The organism is Desulforadius tongensis (genome assembly GCF_016907915.1).
Taxonomy (GTDB): domain Bacteria; phylum Bacillota; class Desulfotomaculia; order Desulfotomaculales; family Desulfohalotomaculaceae; genus Desulforadius; species Desulforadius tongensis.
In genome coordinates, this window is record NZ_JAFBCW010000013.1 from 1 (window position 1) to 18,433 (window position 18,433).

An 18,433-nucleotide genomic window follows, 5' to 3' on the forward strand; every position below is an offset into this window, starting at 1 on the left:
TGGCTGTCCAGTTTGCCTTCGATCATGGAGACTTCGTTTTTAATTTCGGATAAAATATCCAGCGGGAAAGTTATGCCGTCCAGTTTATTTTCGATAGAGGCCACTTCGGATTTAATTTCTTCCAGACCGAAGGAAGGATTGAAGACAGCGCCTTGGATGGCGGAAACTTCAGATTTGATTTCTTCTAAGCCGAAGGTTTGGCTGTCCAGTTTGCCTTCGATCATGGAGACTTCGTTTTTAATTTCGGATAAAATATCCAGCGGGAAAGTTATGCCGTCCAGTTTATTTTCGATGGAGGCCACTTCGGATTTAATTTCTTCCAGTCCGAAGGCAGGATTGAAGACAGCGCCTTGGATGGCAGAAACTTCGGACTTGATTTCTTCCAGGCCGAAGGTTTGGCTGTCCAGTTTGCCTTCAATCATGGAGACTTCGTTTTTAATTTCGGATAAAATATCCAGCGGGAAAGTTATGCCGTCCAGTTTATTTTCGATAGAGGCCACTTCGGATTTGATTTCTTCCAGGCCGAACACCGGGTTATCCAGTTTTTTTTCAATCTGCCTTACTTCACACTTGATTTCTTTAAGACCAAAACTTTTACTGGTCACTATATCTTCGATTTTATGCACTTCTTCTTTAATATCTTTTAATTTAAGTGCGGAATTGGTTGTCAGGTCTTCAATCTTATCCAGTTTAGACAGCAGGCGTTTAATTTTCCGGGCGCAGTTAATAATTTCATGTTTAATATGGTAAAGGCCGTATTCCGATTTTTTGCAGAGCATGTAATTTAGTTTATGGTCAATTTTTTCCAGCTCTCTTCTGATTTCCGGCAGGCCGTACTTGTGCCTGTCGTTAAGTATATTATCTAAGCACAGGGCCATTTTTTTGAGCACCTGCAGGTCTCTTTGGTAATCTGAGCCCTCTGTATCAAAGGGCGGCCCGCTCCCGTTGTAGCGCATGTAAGATCCCTCCTTGATAAATTTGCTCTTACATAATATGACAAAAGATGGGTATTGTTACTTTTTAAGCACTGAAAATGAGAATAAACCCACTTTTAACTATCCTGCCGAAATCTGTCCATTTTTTCCATGAAATATTGTTTTGCATTGGTTCACCAAATTTAGATGTAAAAGCTGTAATATAATACGGAAAATGGTAGGATTTTCTTTTTATGGTGTGGAATTTGTATATAATTAATAAAAATATTAACTGTATTTCCATAGATATACGGGAATACTGCATGAGAAATCCATTGAAAAACTACTTATGAAGATTGGTGATACCTTGCTGCAAAAATATAAATTTACATTTGTTTGCACAGAGCCTGGTGCGGTGCGGGGACTTGGAGGTGCCGAACTGCATGGAATGCTGTTTGGTATGCTCAAGAAGCTGGATGCCGGAGCGGCTGTGCGGCTGCATGAAGGGGTGGACAAACCTTTTGCGTTAGAGCCACCGCAGGGGCAGTGGGATAGGCAGGGGGCTTTTTCTCTCTGTAGGGCAGGAGAACAGTATAGTTTCTCCATTTCCTGCCTAAACGAAGAAATGGTAGAGTTGGTCGGGAGACTGGCGCAGGCATGGTCAGGCCGCACGGTACGGCTGGGTACGGGCGTATTTACCGGTACTAAAGCTGTAGAAGAACACCCCGGTGGTGTATCTTACCGGAATATTCTGGACAAGCCTGCGTTATCTCGTGATTTTACGCTGGAGTTTTATACTCCCACCTCGTTCAGGCAAAAAGGTACTCAAATTCTTTTTCCTCTGCCTGAGCGTGTTTTCGGCAGCCTACTGCACCGGTGGAATGCTTTTAGCCCTCTGCAGTTGTTTGATGGCGTTGATTTCTCTGCTGTACGGGTTAAAAAGTATGCCTTACACACCTCAATGGTACATTTTGAAAAATATATGATAGCTGGTTTTATGGGTCGGTGTACCTATATTTTGCCGGCAAAATACGCTGAGTACATGGCTTTACAGGTTCATGCCCTGACCCGGTTTGCTGGTTTTGCATCTGTGGGTTACAAGGTAACCATGGGGCTGGGATGCACAAAACCAGTAATTAAGTGATATGCATTAATTATGCCCTTAGAGGGAGGTGAAAATATGAGCGCAGGCAAATACCGGTCAATTTATCATCCTACCGGTAATCCTTTTGTGGATGCGGGCATTTACGCTATGACTATCCTGGCCGGCAGAAAGAATCCCGAAGAACTAACCGTAGCGGATATAAAAGAAAAATTGCCTCTGCTTGCAAAAGTATACTCTACCGACGGTTGGGCCAGGTCACTATACTCGGTGTTTCCTAACCGCCCCGGCATTACCCATCCCCGGTCGGCCAAAAAGAAAGAGGTGGTGCTTGAGGGCCTGCAGCAGCTGGCCGGTCGCATAACGCCGGGAAGCGATACAGGCAATTGTATAGCTTGCGGTCGGCGGGATATGGATGAAGATATGCGTTTCTACCGGGACTACATACCCCTCACCGGCTCGGGTGAGCTGCTCAATTTCTTCCCCTTGGCGCGTCCGGGTACTGATTATTGCTCGGCCTGTGCGTTGGCGGTACAGTTCAGCCCCCTGGTTTACTATGCCTGCGGCAAATTGCTGCTGCTGCATACCGGCTCTCGCGCGGTAATGCGCTCATGGGCCAGGCAGTGCTTAAAAAATCTGGACAATCAGGTGGCCACAGGCAGTTTCACCGGCGTGTATAATGAAAGGTTTACCAACCCTGTCAATGCACTGTTTAATATTGTCGAAAACCTGGTGCTTACTTATGAAGAAAACTGGTTGGAAGAAAATCCAGTCATCCGGCTTTATCATTTCACTAACTATAATCAGGGACCGGAACTGGCCTATTACGACCTGCCCTCGGGAGTTTTTCGCTTCCTGGTGCTGGTAAACCAACATTCCGATGCGGGGCAGTGGCGGCAGCTGGTGCGCAGTGCATTTCAGTTCTCCGCCAAAGAAAAGGATGAGGAAGCAGCCAGCAAAAAAGTACGTAATCTTATTTACCAGCGGTTGCTTGCTGATCAGTCCATTGTGGCCTTTTTTATCAACCGGAAAGAAAGACTGGCTCGCAGCAGTTGGGTGTTATTCAGTCTTTACCTGCGGGAGGTGAGAAGAATGAATAAAAAACGTGTAGATACCATTAAGCGGGTGGCTGATCAGATAGCTTTGACTATTCGCCAAACCGACCGGCTCAAACGATTGGGACAGCTTGAGCGGGTTTCCAGCTATACGGGATTGCGCAGTGTTTTAAAGCTGTTAGTTAAAGACCACCTGGCTTTGGGTGCTGCTCAGCCGCTTTTTACATTGGATGAGTATATGGAAGAATTGTTTCCTGAAAACGGTATGAACTGGCGAGAAACCCTGGATTTGATTTTGTTTAGAATATATGAAAATCTGCACGATTGGCTGCAGGATAAGAAAGACATATTGGCGGAAAATGAACCTGAAACCGCTGAGAAAATATGATTAATTTAAGGAGGAATCAATTATGTCCGGTGTGGTTAACGGTTTAGTTTTAATAGATGCTCCTCATTCCGCTTTAAACAATGCCGGCTTGGATTCAGGGTTAGGTACGGAAAACGCTGTAGCTGTAAAAGTATTACGCCGCGGGCGCAGTGTCTATCCGTATGTCTCACCCCAGGCTTGGCGTTACTGGTGGCGCAATGCCCTGATGCAAAAACGTGGCTGGCACATGTCGCCGGTGGAAATAAACAAAAAAATTGCCTATACTGCTGCTGACCCGTTCAAATATCCCGATGACGATGTTTTTGGCTATATGAGAGCTGAAAAGCGCACTACTTTAACGCGTCTTTCACCGCTGAAATGCTCCCCGCTGGTATCCGTAACGCCCCAGGTACCGGTACAGGATTTTGGCGTTATGGCTAGGCAGGAAGGCGACCCGGTGCCTTATGAACACCAGTTTTATTCCACCGTACTTAAAGGGATTTTTTCCCTGGACTTAGATATGGTGGGGCGATTTACTGCTATTAATAAAACGGGCTATAAAAATATTGACCAGATAAAACAAGAGTGGCGGGACAGCGGGGCTGTGGTTGATAAAGACGAGGTGAAAATGCCCGTAAAGACTAGGGCCGAAAGAGCTGCGGATGTAATAAAGGTGCTGCCGTATATGGCCGGTGGAGCCAAACAAACCGGTCATCTAACTGACGTTACGCCGAAATTTCTGATCCTCTTAATACTGGACGGCGGCAATCATATACTGATGAACGTGGTTAATGAAAGGGAAGGACAGGTTCATATCAACCTTGAAGCATTGAAAGAAGTGCTGGTGGACTATTCCAGGGATGTATTGTCTCCGGTTTTTATCGGACGGCGTAAGGGGTTCATGGACGAAATCGATGAAAGTTTACGTGAATTTACGCAGCAGAGTTTAGATGGGGTAGAGGTGCGTTATGGCTCTATCAATGAAATGGTTGAGGCTTTTGTCGGCTGCGTAGCTGAATATTACGGAACACATGGTTCCTAGTGGGGTGTGTAGCAGTGGAAGTTCTCAGAATAGTTATTACTGCCTGGACTGCATCTTTTCGATATCCCATATTCATTGTGGGTTATCAGCCCAGTTTGCCGGTACCGCCCCTATCTACGATTTACGGTATTATATCAGCGGCCGCCGGCAGACCCATGGGACCGGGGGATACGGCGGTGGGCTATTATTTCCGCTGCAAGGGCAAGGGTACAGATATTGAAACAATTTATGAAATAGGTTCTAATTTAAAGGCAAAGCAAAATATTTGCCGCCGGGAAATCCTGTTTGAACCGGAGTTGGTTTTGTATATAACAGATACGGGATTGGCCGAAAATTTTCGCCGACCGGCACACCCGTTGCTGCTTGGCAGGTCCGGGGATCTGGCTTCAGTACGTTCTGTAGAAGCTGTTAAGTTGGCACCAGCCAAGGGTTCGGTGATTGTGGAAGGCACTATCATGCCGTTTCCCGGCGACGGCCTGCGAGGTATTGTACAGGCACTGCCCACCCATTTTTCGGAAGACTTGCCTAGGCGTGCCTTGGGCACCCGACTGTTTTGCCTAGTGACGGAGCGTCTGGAATTGGAACGAGAGGATCTGTGGATGGATACGCAAGCAGGTCGGGGGGTGTACCTGCACTTTGTTGACAGTGAAGGCCAAGTCTGACGGTGAAACACTGCTGGAACATACGGAGAAGTGCCTGGCCATATTACCCGGGATAATGGATGTTTTTGCAGTAATGCCCCGGCTTTGCGGGGTGCCTGATTTTTTTGAACACCTTTTTTATGCCATCTTTATACATGATCTGGGCAAGGCGGCTGCTGGCTGGCAGCAGTTCCTGGCTGAGGGGCGCTCTTGGGGTTACCGTCACGAAGTGCTTTCTGCTGCTCATGCGGGGCTTTTGCTTTATGATAAAGAAGCTATTCAGGCTATTGCCCTGGCGGTGATAAGTCATCATCGGGATCTTTATTACCTGCGAAGCCGTCATGCCACCTTGCCCGTTGGCGGACCGGGAGAGCAAGACTACTATGACCGGTTGACTCAGCTGACAAAAAACTGGGGCTATCTGCAAATGATGTGGGACAATATACCCGCTTTAGCCCGTCGGTACTTAGGATATGAACCAGGACGGCATCGGGTTCCCGGTTCAGTGACAGAATTGAAAGATGCTTATCGCTACCATGTGGTGCCTTATCTTAATCAATACCGGGAAGAAGAAATGGGATTGGTACACGGCGTATACGGGCTGTGGCTCAAGGGATTACTTACAGCTTGTGACCACCTGGCTTCCGGCGGGCGTACGTCATTGATTCCGAGTGTTGAGGAGATACAACGTTATTTTCCCTTTAAAAAACTAAAAAAGCTGCAGTGGTGTGCTGCAAAAACAAGAGGTAGTGCTTTTATGGTGGCCCCTACGGGATTTGGCAAAACCGAGGCGGCATTGTTATGGGCCGAGGGCAATCAAAAAAGCGATATCGGGGAGCGGGTTTTTTACATTCTTCCATATAATGCCAGTATAAACGCTATGTACCGGCGTTTGTCCCGTATAACAGCTTCTGCCGGTGAGGATCATGTTGCTATGCTGCATGGTCGTGCTGCGTATTACCTGTACCGGGAACTGGCGGAAAAAGACGATGAAAGCGCTGCTGTACAGCGTGCCCGAAAAATGGCATCTCTTTCCCGTAAAATATACCAGCCGTATAAAGTTTTAACACCTTTTCAGATGTTAAGAGCTTTTTTTGGAGTTAAGGGCTTTGAACAGCATATGGCCGAAATGGCCGGTGCCCTGTTTATTTTTGACGAAATTCATGCTTACGACGCCCGTACCACTGCATTGGTACTGACAATGGCCGCCAGGTTGAAGAGAGAATTTGGTGCCAGAGTGCTGATCATGTCAGCTACTTTGCCCGCATTTATTAAAGATATGTTTAAAAACGAACTTTTTATAGAAACAGAACTTGTGGTGCACAAGGAGGAACTGGATCGTATTATTCGCCACCGGGTCGAGGTATTGCCGGGAAGCTGGCGGGATAATTTAGATGTAATAACACAAGATATCCGTACTGGCAAAAAGGTATTGGTGATTTGTAATACCGTATCTGCAGCGCAAGATGCTTATTGCACATTAAGCGGGGCTGCTCGTAATGCTGCTTTGCTGCATTCGCGCATGACTCTACAGCATCGAGAGCGTGTAGAAAAGGCATTGGCCGGTGTGGAACTGTTAGTGGCTACTCAGGTGGTGGAAGTATCCCTGGATATAGACTTTGATATTTTATACACCGAACCTGCTCCCATTGATGCTCTGGTGCAGCGATTTGGGCGAGTGAACCGTTACGGTTCAAAGGGTGTGGCACCGGTATTCATCTTTGCAAACGGTGGTAAGTACGATCATTACATTTATAATTCTGATCTGGTGAAAAAGACTGTGGGTCTATTGAAAGACGGACTATTGGTATCGGAGTCTAAAGTACAGGAAATGGTGGATGAGGTTTATCAGGGCGGGTATACGGCAGATGACCGGCAAATCTTCACAATGGTTGCCAAGCATTTTAGTAATTTACAAAAAGAGATTGTACCCTTTATTGAGGAAAGAGAAAAAGCTGAACAGTTTTATAAGCTCTTTGACCGCGTGGAGGTGGTGCCGTGTGAGTTTGCAGAGCAATATATTGACCTGCTGCAGCAGGGCAGATTTTTTCAAGCTATGGGCTTTGAAGTACCGATAGGACTAAAAAGATTTCACAGTCTGCGTCATAAAGGCCTTATAGAAAAAAAACACGGGATATGGGTGGTTGCTGCTCCGTATGACAATGAACTTGGGTTAATGGTATAACAGGCCAAAATATGGGCAAGGATTATTGGTAAGATTATGTAATTAAAGTGGGGTCGTTTTTATCGTGCAATTAATCGAAGCCGGTGAACAAAAACATTACTTGCCTGTATCGGCACTGGCAGAAATACTTTATTGCCCGCGCAATTTTTATTATAGAGTGATGGAAGCTGCTGAAGATTCCAACGCCCACGTGTTGGAAGGACGACTGCAAGAAGAACGCCGCAGCAGCCGGGAGCGGGTAATTAGAGAAAACTCCCTGCAGGTACGATCGATTATGCTTGCTTCGGAAAAACTGGGATTAATAGGTGTGGTGGATGCTGTTGAGGAAAGAAAAACGGGCGTATTATATCCTGTAGAATATAAAAAAGGGAAAATGGGTGACAACATTAATGATGATGTTCAGCTTTGTGCCCAGGCTATGCTGCTGGAAGAAAAACTTGGTGCGGGAATTGAACGGGGATTTGTGTATTATGCCGGCTCCCATGCTCGTCGAGAAGTTTATCTCAGCAGTGACTTGAGGGAACTCGTTGTTCAAACAATTGACAGAGCCCGGGGGATGATAGAAACAGGTGAAATACCGCCACCGCTGGGTGATAACCGCTGCCGGGGATGCGCTCTGGAAGAAAGGTGTCTGCCTGATGAAACCAGGTATTTAAAAGGTACGGGTTTGCGCCCTAAGCGCCCGGTGCCCGGAGCCAATCTGGGCCGGGTGCTGTACGTGGACGACCCAGGAGCTTACGTACGCAAAAAGGGAAATCGCTTAGTGGTTTCCCGGCAGGACGAAACTATTTGTGATATGCCGCTGTGTAATGTTGATCAAGTAGTGCTGGTGGGCGGGGTTAACCTTTCTACTCCTGCGGCCAGGAAACTGCTTGAACATGGCACAGGCGTATCATTTATCTCTACCAGGGGCAAGTTTCAGGGGGCGCTGGTTCCTGGGTTGACCAGAAATTCAATCCTGCGGCTTGCCCAGTACCGATTATATTTTGAAGAAGCCAAAAGCATTGCATTATCCCGAGCCTTTGTCAGAGGGAAACTGGGTAACATGCGAACTATGCTGCTGCGCTACAACCGGGATTTAAAAGATCCGGCAATAGAAAATGCCGTCCGGCGAATAGCGGTTATCATTAAGGATGTTAAAAGTGTCCGGGATAAGGAACGTCTGCTGGGGCTTGAAGGTGCCGGCTCCCGTGAATACTTTAAAGTGCTGGGCAGGTTGATTAAGCATGATATTACCTTTGACTTTACCAAGCGCAGCCGCCGCCCGCCCCAGGATCCGGTAAACGCCATGCTTAGTTTTGGATATACTTTGTTGGTTAAAGACTGTCTGACTGCCGCTTACGTGGCCGGTTTCGATCCTTATATTGGTTTTTTTCACCGTCCTTTGTACGGCAGACCTGCTTTGGCACTGGACATTATGGAGGAATTCCGTCCTGTGGTAGTCGATTCAGTGGTTTTAGGCCTATTAAATCGCGGCATGATGGAAGAAGGAAATTTTGAGTATAATATGGGCGGATGCTTTCTTAACCGCTTGGGACGGGAAAAGTTCTATCGTGCCTATGAAGAGCGGCGCCGGCAAAAAATCACCCATCCGCTGTTTAAATACCAGCTGCCCTATATGCGGGTGTTTGAAATGCAAGCTCGTTTTTTGGCCAAGGTGATTATGGGGGAACTTGACGAATATATACCGTTTGTTATTAGATAACGTTAAAAGTACGATAATTACGATAATATGGAAATGATAGTATGGAAAATATTGTTATTACCTATGATATCCGGGACGACCGGCGCAGGGAAAAAGTGCGTAAAACATTGAAAGACTATGGAGTACCCGTACAGTACAGTGTATTTGAATGCCGGCTGCGCAAAGAAGATGTGTTGAGTTTAAGATATAAACTGGACAGTTTGATTAAAAAAAACGAAGACAGCATCATCTTTTACCGCCAGTGTCCCCGCTGCAGCGGTAGGGTAGACCGCTTGGGGATGTCTTTCGACCCATTTGGAGATGGATTATATATAATAACTGGTGGAGATTTAGCCAATGAGGATGATGCAGGCGATATTTAAGAAAAGGAAAAGTAATAACGGTTAATCAAGCCTAAATAAGAATAGTTCTTATCGAGCACCCTGGGCTGTGCAAAAAACCCCGGGGTTGCTCGCAAAAAACTTTTTTGGGCGAGCAAGCAGGAAAACCTGCGCTGGTGGCGAACTAAGGAGGTGGAAAAAGATTCATATCGCCTTGATGTTATTTTGCTTTAGCTAAGATATGGAAAGATATATGCTCTTGCTGATAGGTGCTCGCAAAAAGCCATTATAGCCCTTGAGTTACAAGGCCCGAGGACCAAAAGGTCTAAACAAAAATAATTCCCTCTGGGAATTGAAACCAAACCCCAGGCATGTCCAAACTCCTGAAAGTTTTCTGTCTAAACAAAAATAATTCCCTCTGGGAATTGAAACAGTTCAGCATCATCCCATGCAGCCCATTTGCCATTGGGCGTCTAAACAAAAATAATTCCCTCTGGGAATTGAAACGTAATAAACTCAAGGCCATCATCCAACTGAATAGTGCAGTCTAAACAAAAATAATTCCCTCTGGGAATTGAAACATTGGTTGCAGCAGGCTTGGTATGAGGCGACTTATGGGGTCTAAACAAAAATAATTCCCTCTGGGAATTGAAACTGCATGCTATTCCTGCGTTTTCTGTTCCTTCTGAAGTGGCGTGTCTAAACAAAAATAATTCCCTCTGGGAATTGAAACTGCTGGGCTCAGGGGGGCGTGAGCACTCCTGTGCTTACGCCCGTCTAAACAAAAATAATTCCCTCTGGGAATTGAAACTCCTGGCCGTGGGAAGACTATGGCCATGACCGAGTACCGTCTAAACAAAAATAATTCCCTCTGGGAATTGAAACAGGGCACCCAAAAAAAATTTTTCAATTTTTTTTGGGTTCCCACGTCTAAACAAAAATAATTCCCTCTGGGAATTGAAACTCGTCTCGAAGCATCTCGATTAATCCCCTCTCAGCAAGTCTAAACAAAAATAATTCCCTCTGGGAATTGAAACCCGGTTGCTGTGAACTGTTGGGCGCCTCGGGTTCGTTGTCTAAACAAAAATAATTCCCTCTGGGAATTGAAACACCAGCGATAGGCCATTTCTGCTAAAGCATCACCGGGCCTGTCTAAACAAAAATAATTCCCTCTGGGAATTGAAACACCTCTTCAATGGCGGAAGCCGCGCCGAGTACTTGTTGGTCTAAACAAAAATAATTCCCTCTGGGAATTGAAACCCACCTTTCCCCCAAAGCAAACTACGAGCCTGACGATACGTCTAAACAAAAATAATTCCCTCTGGGAATTGAAACCCCATTGAAAGAGTACCTTTTTCGTATGGTCAAACTCTCTAAACAAAAATAATTCCCTCTGGGAATTGAAACATTAATCCCCTCTCAGCAACAGTTACCCTCATTACTTCAGTCTAAACAAAAATAATTCCCTCTGGGAATTGAAACATAAAAAACAAAAGTTCTTTACAAAGTGTTAAAGCTCTTGTTTGTCTAAACAAAAATAATTCCCTCTGGGAATTGAAACTTTCGTATGCAGCTATTTTTTTGCCCATACGGTCTATTTTGTCTAAACAAAAATAATTCCCTCTGGGAATTGAAACTTTTTCGTATGGTCAGGCTCTTGAGTTTAGAAATCCTGTCTAAACAAAAATAATTCCCTCTGGGAATTGAAACCCCTGACAAAGCGTTGCATCAAGGCGATTTCCATAGTATGTCTAAACAAAAATAATTCCCTCTGGGAATTGAAACTGCTATGCATAGGGTTTGTGATGAGTTATCTCATCGGCGTCTAAACAAAAATAATTCCCTCTGGGAATTGAAACGCCTTTACCATAGATGGTGAAACCATTGCCTTAGAAGGAAGTCTAAACAAAAATAATTCCCTCTGGGAATTGAAACAAGCTGACGATGAAGAGTTCAAAGAGTTTCTTAAAAACTGTCTAAACAAAAATAATTCCCTCTGGGAATTGAAACACCCCTATTCTCACTGTTTCACTCGGGCTGCCGTTTAGTCTAAACAAAAATAATTCCCTCTGGGAATTGAAACTACGGTACTGTAGCTGAGGGAATCGTTGACAGCCTTAAGAGTCTAAACAAAAATAATTCCCTCTGGGAATTGAAACGATTGGCATCCCGGCCCTGTCCAGTGGCGTCCAGTCGATGTCTAAACAAAAATAATTCCCTCTGGGAATTGAAACGAGAAACCGGTACCGGTATACTGAAATCACTTAAACCGTCTAAACAAAAATAATTCCCTCTGGGAATTGAAACTTTATTTTAAATAGAAATGATGGTTTTATACCAAACATGTCTAAACAAAAATAATTCCCTCTGGGAATTGAAACCGTATCACTGTTTCTGATCACTCTATATATGTGGTTAGTCTAAACAAAAATAATTCCCTCTGGGAATTGAAACTTTTTCGTATGGTCAGACTTTAGAGTTTAGAAATCCTCATTCGTCTAAACAAAAATAATTCCCTCTGGGAATTGCAGGTTGAAGACAAACACCGCTTTCAAACCTTTCAACCTGAAAGCGGTGTTTTGGTGTTTTATTGAAGCTAATAATTTTATCCGTTAACACCCGCAGTCCTTGTGGTGCCTGGGTTCTTTGTAACCTTTCATGTGTCTAATAATCCAGTCCAGTTTGCATTCAATTTCTTTTATTTCCTTTTTAATTTCCTTTAATCCAAATTCCGGGCTGTCAAGTTTGCATTCAATATCAAAAATTTCGCATTTAATTTCTTTTAAGCCGAATTTTTTATCACAGATTTTATCTTCAATATCTTTAACTTCTCTTTTTATTTCTGATAAGCCAAAGGTGGGGCTGAATATGGCATCATGAATGGCGGAAATTTCTGACTTAATTTCGCTTAATCCAACGGTGGGGCTGAGAATAATATCTTCAATGCCCCCCACTTCTTGTTTTATTTCCGAGAGGCCGAAGGATGGACTGTTTATCATATCTTCAATATCTTGAATTTCTTTTTTGATTTCTTTTAATCCATAGTCCGGGTTTTTTATGATGCATTCGATTTCTTTTACTTCCTTTTTAATTTCTTTTAATCCGAATTCCCGGTTGGTGAGCAGATGCTTGATTTTTTCCAATTTACCCAGTTCCCTGGCCAGTAAATCTTCAATTTGCCTGATCTCTTTTTTAATTTCGTAGAGGCCGTATTTAGATCTTTTATCCAGCATGTAATTAAGTTTATTATCTACATCATGGAGACATTGATTTATCTTAGGCAGCCCGCAGTGATGATTGTTATCTAAAATTGCATAGAGATAGCGCATTATTTTCTTCAGTATTTCTATTTCTTTTTGCATATCGGCACTCAGTTCATTGAACTCAATATCTTCATAGCCCTGTTTCACGAAAGTTCCCTCCTTAAGGATATATTGCTCTTACATTATATGGTTTGGTTGGCAATAATGTTACGAGCTTTCGTTTATTGTTATAACTTGTTCATTTGTTCTTTAATTTCCTGTGATAAAAAGGTATCGTGTTTCCAATACTAAATTTGCAATAAATTTTAAGGAGGTGTTTACTCTGGCCAGCGGCAGCAATTTTGGCAGCGGCAATACCGCTGCTTATAGATTGAGGAATATGCGGGATGCAGAATACCCCGGCGGTGTGGTGGTTGATCCCGTTCCCATAACGGCAGGGGAAGAAATAGTGGTTTTTTATAATGGATTATTGGCTGACAGCGGTGCTGACAGCGTTTATTTACACTACGGTTTTGGCGATTCCACCCGTTGGCATGGGGTGCAGGATTTGCGCATGGCCAAAACCGGTTTTGGCTTTGTAAAAACTTTGCGCATGCCGGAGATAAGCGGCCGGTTTAATTTCTGCTTTCACGACAGCGCTCATAACTGGGATAATAATAACGGGGTAAACTGGAGTTTTGAAATTCACGACGGTTAAATTATAAATTTTCTTGTGCGGGGCATGAATAATCATGCCCCTTTTTTTGTTTAATTTTCATAATTATAGAAAATAATATGAAAGATTATTCGGTGGGAGGTTGGTTATGCGCGTTTTGGTTTTGTCCTGGGAGTACCCGCCCAAAAGCGTGGGGGGGCTGGCCCAGCATGTTTACGATCTCTACAATTCGATGTCAAAACAGCAGCATGAAGTTCATATCATTACGGTGGGATCACCGGATGTGCCGGAATATGAAAATGTGCGGGGTGTAAAGGTTTACAGAGTGATTCCCTACCAGGTATCATCTCCTGACTTTGTAACCTGGGTTATGCAGTTAAACGTGGCCATGTTAGAGAGGTGTTTATCCCTGGTCAGGGACATGGAGGGGGTTTTTGACGTTATCCATGCCCATGACTGGCTGGTGGCCTACGCGGCCCGGGCTTTGAAACATTCTTTGCAGATACCGCTTATTGCTACCATTCATGCCACCGAACACGGGCGAAACAACGGTTTGCACAATGATCTGCAGCGCCATATCAGCGATATAGAGTGGTGGCTTTGTTATGAAGCCTGGCGGGTTATTGTATGCAGCCGCTATATGCATGGTGAAGTAAGGAATGTTTTTCAAGTGCCGGAGGACAAGTTAAGGATTATTCCCAACGGTGTTAACCCGCAGTACTTTGCAGTTAAAAATAACCGGGTGCAGAGAAACGATTATGCTGCCCCGGATGAAAAAATTGTGTTTTATGTGGGACGACTGGTACGGGAAAAGGGAGTGCAGGTACTGCTGGAGGCGGCCCCCAAAATCCTGCATTATTGTCCCGGTACGAAATTTATTATTGCCGGGAAGGGTCCGTACACTATTCCCCTTAAAAGGCAGGCCCGCCGGATGGGGATAGAGTCACGGGTATATTTTACCGGCTATGTGGACGACAGTACCAGAAACAGTCTTTACAAGTTTGCTGACGTTGCTGTGTTTCCCAGTTTGTATGAGCCCTTTGGTATTGTGGCCTTGGAAGCTATGGCGGCCCGAACCCCGCTGGTGGTTTCCGATACCGGGGGACTGGCGGAAATAATAGATCACGGGGTAAACGGCTTGAAAGCATATACGGGCAATCCAAATTCTGTGGCGGACAATGTACTGCATATGCTGCTCAATCCCGATTCCGCAGGGCGGATGAAAGAGCGGGCATATAAAGAAGTGGTTGAAAAGTATAACTGGCAGAAAATTGCCGGGGAAACGGTACGGTTGTATGAAGAAATTTTAGCAGCCCGCATTTCCGGAATTCAACAATACCATTATAAATAAGGAGGTCATAGCCGTTGAAAGCCATTATTATGGCCGGCGGCCAGGGTTCACGGTTAAGGCCGCTGACCTGCAGCCGGCCCAAGCCCATGATGCCGGTGATGAACAGACCCATTATGGAGCACATCGTCAACCTGCTGAAAAAACATAACTTGAAAAATATTGGTGTTACACTGCAGTACCTTCCTGAAGCCATTAAAGATTATTTCGGCAGCGGTGTGGAATTTGGTGTCAGCATGCGCTACTTTATTGAGGAAGTACCGCTGGGCACCGCCGGCAGTGTGAAAAACACGGCCGGTTTTTTGGATGAAACTTTTATGGTTATCAGTGGCGATGCTTTAACAGATTTTGATTTGACCAAAGCAGTTAATTTTCACAAACAGAAGGGGGCTGTGGCCACCCTGGTGTTAACCAGGGTGAAGACACCGCTGGAATACGGGGTGGTGATTACTGAACGGGACGGCAGAATTACCCGCTTTTTAGAAAAACCCGGCTGGAGTGAGGTTTTTAGTGATACGGTGAACACCGGTATTTACATATTGGAACCGGAGGTATTGGACTATTTTCAACCGGGGCAGAAGTTTGATTTTAGTAAAGACCTGTTTCCCCGGCTGTTAAAAGATGGTAAACCGATGTACGGTGTGGTGTTGGAAGGATACTGGTGCGATATTGGCGATTTATGGCATTACCTGCGGGCCCACCGGGATGTGCTGGCCGGAAAGGTAGAAGTTTCTATTCCCGGCCGGGAGATAAGACCCCGGGTGTGGGTGGGAGAAGGGGTTTCCATACATCCTTCCGCCGCTGTCAACGGCCCCGTTTTAATAGGTGACGGCTGTGACATTGGACCGAATGCGAAAATAGAACCCTATACCGTACTGGGTGAGGGCTGCCGGGTTGAAGAACGGGCATCTATTAAAAAGAGCGTGCTGTGCAGCGGTGTGTACTTGGGTGCCGGATCGTCCCTGCGGGGGGCGGTGCTGGGCAGTGGAGTTAAAGTTTATTCCAACGCTTCGATATATGAAGGGGTTGTGGTGGGCGATCACTCCACCATCAAAGAACGGGTGCTGGTTAAACCGGATGTTAAGCTCTGGCCCAATAAACTGGTGGAAACCGGTGCCACGGTGCAGCGAAACATTATTTGGGGTGCCGGTGCATCTAAAAACATTTATGGTCTGGAGGGGATCACCGGTTTAGCCAATGTAGAAATTACACCGGAGTTTGCCAGCCGGGTGGGTGCTGCTTACGGTTCAACATTGAGTTTTGGTGAGCGGGTGATGCTCACCAGTGACAGCTACCCGGTTTGTAAAATGATTAAAGAAGCATTTACTGCCGGTCTGCAGTCCATGGGGGTGCGGGTGCTGGATGCCGGTGCCGTTGTGACGCCGGTGCATCGTTACGCAGTGCGAAAATTGGAATGTAAAGCCGGGGTACATATTAAAATTTCTTCCCTGCGCCCGGATAAAATTAACATGGTGTTTACCAACAGCCGGGGGGGCAATATCAGCCGGGGAGAAGAAAGAAAAATTGAAAACAAACTGGCCGGGGGAGATTACCGCCGGGCTGATGCCGGTAAAATAATTCCCGTGGAACCGGTGCCCGGTACAGCAGAGGCATACCTGGAAGATTTGGAACGGAACGTGGATATGAAAACAATTGCCCGTGCCGGTTATAAGGTGGTACTGGCTTATGATAACCGCAACCTGGATAAGTTTATTGCGCCCATAACATTAAAGGCCGGGGTTGCGGTGGAGACCGCCGGTGCTGGCGGCAGTGCACTGCCCCTCAGCTGGCGCAGTTATAAAGCCATGCTGCCGGAATTGGGCAGGGCGGTGGTGGATAAAGGTGCTGATGCCGGTGCCGTTATAGACCCCAATGGAGACAGTATGATACTGGTGGACGAAAAGGGGCGGGTAGTCCAGGATGATATGCTTACGGCGCTGCTGGCACTGGTGGTGCTGAAGGAACGCGGCGGTCCTGTTGTTGTGCCGGTTACAGCTCCCAGGGCTATTGAAGATATGGCCGTGAAATATAACGGTACGGTGGTGAGAACAAAAACTGCCGTGCGGGATTTGTTAGAACAGATTATCGTCCATGATAACCGGCAAAAAGAAAAGTTATCGCAATTTTTATTAAACTTTGATGCCGTGGCGGCCTTTATTAAAGTGCTGGAATTTTGCGCCCGGAAAAAAATAGGGTTATCAGCTCTGGTAGAAGAGATACCGGCATTTTTTGTGGCTAAAAAGCAGGTGCCGGTATCCTGGGAAGCCAAAGGACGGGTTATAAGAAAGCTGATAGAAGAAAAGCCGGGAAAATTGGAACTGCTGGATGGGGTTAAAGTTTATCATCCGCAGGGATGGGCCTTGGTGCTGCCGGATCCGGAAGAGCCGCTGTGCAGAATTTACAGTGAAGGCAGCAGCATGGAAATAGCCCGGGAATTAACCGATATGTATATTGATAAAATCAATAAAATAGCAGGGGAAAGTTGAAATCGGGCCGGCAGAACCGGCGTTCTGTCGGCTTTACCCTTCTCTTTTTATTAAGGATTTCAGCATTCCTATTCTGCTCCGGCTCAACGAGGCCGTTTTATCCGTTTGCGTAAATATTATCTCATAAGCCCTATCACCCCATCGTTTAACCCTTTGAATATAGTTTTTATTTACTATAAAAGACCTGTGACTTCTGAAAAAGTCTTGGCAGTTTAATTTTTTTTCAACTGTATTCAGGGATTCATAGCTTTTATAAATACCCTCGGTTGTATGAAAAATACTGTTTTTTTTATATTTTTCTATAAAAATGATATGATCTATATTCAAAATGATGGTATCACTTTTATTTTCTATGGTATAGGTTTCTGCTTTCCGGTTTGAACTTTCAATTTTATTCAATATCCTGGTTATGCAGCGGTTTAACCTTTCTTCATCAAACGGTTTAACCAGGTAATCGGTGGCTTCCAGGTCAAATGCTTCGGGGGTAAATTCTATATTTGCCGTTACAAATACCACCTGTATATCGGATCTTTCTTTTCTAAGATATTCCTCTAATTTTGAACCGGCAATACCCGGCAGGGCTGTGTCCCAAAATACAATATGGCAGTTTAGCCCGGATTGGAAACTGACCATAAGTTTCTCTCCACTGTCGAAGATGCCGGCCACATTTATTCGCCCGCTTTTGATCAACATGTTACTGAAAACTTTGGCAGAGTACGGGTTATCATCCACAATTACTGCATCAATCTTTTCCAGCATATAGATCCCTCCGGTAAAAATACGGGGCACAATAAACGCCCTTGATGTTACTTTTTTAAGCCCGCAGATATTCCGGCTCATAATATAAGCAAATACTAAAGGGATTCGCGTTTAAAGCGGCAGCGGTCACCAGCAACGTGCAAAAACATAAATTTTAACTTTGTCCATAAGAAAACCACAAATTATCAACCCCAGGAGGGGAAATTTTAATAATTTACCACGTACAAGCCGAGGTGTACAATCAAAAAACACTTCGGAATAGAGTACAGAAATATTACAGACCAGGAAATGTTATTATTTTAACAACAAACGCCCTTCAATCTTATATTTAGAAGCTGTTTAAAACTGCATTTTTTATTAAAATTACATTTTTAGCAGTGAAAAATCCTCCCGGTGGGGCTTAAACTGCCGGTTTAGGGACGCAAAATGCCAGCTGGAGAACACTTACTTATGTTTATTTCCAAATCAGCAGTTTAAAGACATAATCACTATACACAGAACAATGAAGGGTTAGAAAGATTATGTTAGCCATTTGCTGAACAAGATTTGTACCTTATCTCATCCTGTATTTGGCAGTTTAAACCCATAAAC

At 44.9% G+C, this 18,433-nt stretch carries 13 protein-coding genes, 1 pseudogene and 1 CRISPR repeat array; of the genes and pseudogenes, 10 read left to right on the forward strand and 4 right to left on the reverse strand.

Annotated elements, in window-relative coordinates:
- A pseudogene (locus JOC37_RS06680) lies at positions 1 to 956 on the reverse strand (hypothetical protein); the annotation flags it as partial.
- A 373-nt stretch (positions 957 to 1,329) separates the two neighbouring features.
- On the opposite strand from JOC37_RS06680, the gene cas6 reads away from it, so the two are divergent.
- The 7 genes from cas6 (at position 1,330) to cas2 (ending at position 9,373) form a co-directional block, all read left to right on the forward strand.
- Positions 1,330 to 2,058 (forward strand): CRISPR system precrRNA processing endoribonuclease RAMP protein Cas6, encoded by a 729-nt coding sequence (cas6, locus tag JOC37_RS06685; protein WP_204617362.1) that lies wholly within the window; start codon positions 1,330 to 1,332, stop codon positions 2,056 to 2,058.
- A 36-nt stretch (positions 2,059 to 2,094) separates the two neighbouring features.
- Positions 2,095 to 3,459, forward strand: a complete 1,365-nt coding sequence (gene cas8a1, locus JOC37_RS06690) for a type I-B CRISPR-associated protein Cas8b1/Cst1 (protein WP_204617364.1) — start codon at positions 2,095 to 2,097, stop codon at positions 3,457 to 3,459.
- Between the two features lie 22 nt (positions 3,460 to 3,481).
- Positions 3,482 to 4,480, forward strand: a complete 999-nt coding sequence (gene cas7i / locus JOC37_RS06695; protein WP_204617366.1) for a type I-B CRISPR-associated protein Cas7/Cst2/DevR — start codon at positions 3,482 to 3,484, stop codon at positions 4,478 to 4,480.
- 14 nt (positions 4,481 to 4,494) lie between these two features.
- Entirely contained in the window at positions 4,495 to 5,142 is a 648-nt protein-coding gene (gene cas5b, locus JOC37_RS06700; protein ID WP_204617368.1) for a type I-B CRISPR-associated protein Cas5b, read from the forward strand.
- Positions 5,126 to 7,306 carry a CRISPR-associated helicase Cas3' gene (gene cas3 / locus JOC37_RS06705; RefSeq protein WP_338017357.1) on the forward strand — a complete coding sequence of 727 codons (2,181 nt, stop codon included), beginning with the start codon at positions 5,126 to 5,128 and terminating at the stop codon, positions 7,304 to 7,306. Before cas5b ends, cas3 begins: the two co-directional genes overlap by 17 nt.
- Before the next feature lie 64 nt (positions 7,307 to 7,370).
- Positions 7,371 to 9,011, forward strand: a complete 1,641-nt coding sequence (cas4g/cas1g, locus tag JOC37_RS06710; protein WP_338017353.1) for a CRISPR-associated endonuclease Cas4g/Cas1g — start codon at positions 7,371 to 7,373, stop codon at positions 9,009 to 9,011.
- Between the two features lie 41 nt (positions 9,012 to 9,052).
- Positions 9,053 to 9,373 carry a CRISPR-associated endonuclease Cas2 gene (cas2, locus tag JOC37_RS06715; RefSeq protein ID WP_204617371.1) on the forward strand — a complete coding sequence of 107 codons (321 nt, stop codon included), beginning with the start codon at positions 9,053 to 9,055 and terminating at the stop codon, positions 9,371 to 9,373.
- A gap of 281 nt (positions 9,374 to 9,654) precedes the next feature.
- Positions 9,655 to 11,863: a CRISPR direct-repeat array (repeat unit 36 nt; unit sequence GTCTAAACAAAAATAATTCCCTCTGGGAATTGAAAC).
- An 80-nt stretch (positions 11,864 to 11,943) separates the two neighbouring features.
- Here the strand turns inward: cas2 and JOC37_RS06720 are convergent.
- Positions 11,944 to 12,741: a hypothetical protein gene (locus JOC37_RS06720; RefSeq protein ID WP_204617373.1), complete on the reverse strand. Its 798-nt coding sequence runs from the start codon at positions 12,739 to 12,741 to the stop codon at positions 11,944 to 11,946.
- Positions 12,742 to 12,916: 175 nt separating this feature from the next.
- Between JOC37_RS06720 and JOC37_RS06725 the strand changes: the two genes are divergently transcribed.
- The 3 genes from JOC37_RS06725 (at position 12,917) to JOC37_RS06735 (ending at position 17,083) form a co-directional block, all read left to right on the forward strand.
- Positions 12,917 to 13,291, forward strand: a complete 375-nt coding sequence (locus JOC37_RS06725) for a carbohydrate-binding protein (protein WP_204617438.1) — start codon at positions 12,917 to 12,919, stop codon at positions 13,289 to 13,291.
- A gap of 106 nt (positions 13,292 to 13,397) precedes the next feature.
- Positions 13,398 to 14,600 carry a glycosyltransferase family 4 protein gene (locus JOC37_RS06730; protein WP_204617375.1) on the forward strand — a complete coding sequence of 401 codons (1,203 nt, stop codon included), beginning with the start codon at positions 13,398 to 13,400 and terminating at the stop codon, positions 14,598 to 14,600.
- 14 nt (positions 14,601 to 14,614) lie between these two features.
- Positions 14,615 to 17,083, forward strand: a complete 2,469-nt coding sequence (locus tag JOC37_RS06735; protein ID WP_204617377.1) for a mannose-1-phosphate guanyltransferase — start codon at positions 14,615 to 14,617, stop codon at positions 17,081 to 17,083.
- Positions 17,084 to 17,116: 33 nt separating this feature from the next.
- Here JOC37_RS06735 and JOC37_RS06740 read toward each other — a convergent pair whose 3' ends face one another.
- A complete protein-coding gene (locus JOC37_RS06740) occupies positions 17,117 to 17,842 on the reverse strand; it encodes a LytR/AlgR family response regulator transcription factor (protein ID WP_204617379.1) in 726 nt (241 codons plus the stop codon).
- Between the two features lie 55 nt (positions 17,843 to 17,897).
- On the reverse strand, positions 17,898 to 17,978 hold the full coding sequence (locus JOC37_RS13680) for a hypothetical protein (protein WP_204617440.1): 81 nt from the start codon (positions 17,976 to 17,978) through the stop codon (positions 17,898 to 17,900).
- Positions 17,979 to 18,433: the final 455 nt, after the last annotated feature.

Bases quoted from the DNA above. Each gene is read 5' to 3' on its own strand.
- JOC37_RS06730 (WP_204617375.1), top strand. From the start codon at position 13,398: ATGCGCGTTTTGGTTTTGTCCTGGGAGTACCCGCCCAAAAGCGTGGGG.
- cas7i (WP_204617366.1), top strand. From the start codon at position 3,482: ATGTCCGGTGTGGTTAACGGTTTAGTTTTAATAGATGCTCCTCATTCC.
- cas2 (WP_204617371.1), top strand. From the start codon at position 9,053: ATGGAAAATATTGTTATTACCTATGATATCCGGGACGACCGGCGCAGG.
- JOC37_RS06740 (WP_204617379.1), bottom strand. From the start codon at position 17,842: ATGCTGGAAAAGATTGATGCAGTAATTGTGGATGATAACCCGTACTCT.
- cas8a1 (WP_204617364.1), top strand. From the start codon at position 2,095: ATGAGCGCAGGCAAATACCGGTCAATTTATCATCCTACCGGTAATCCT.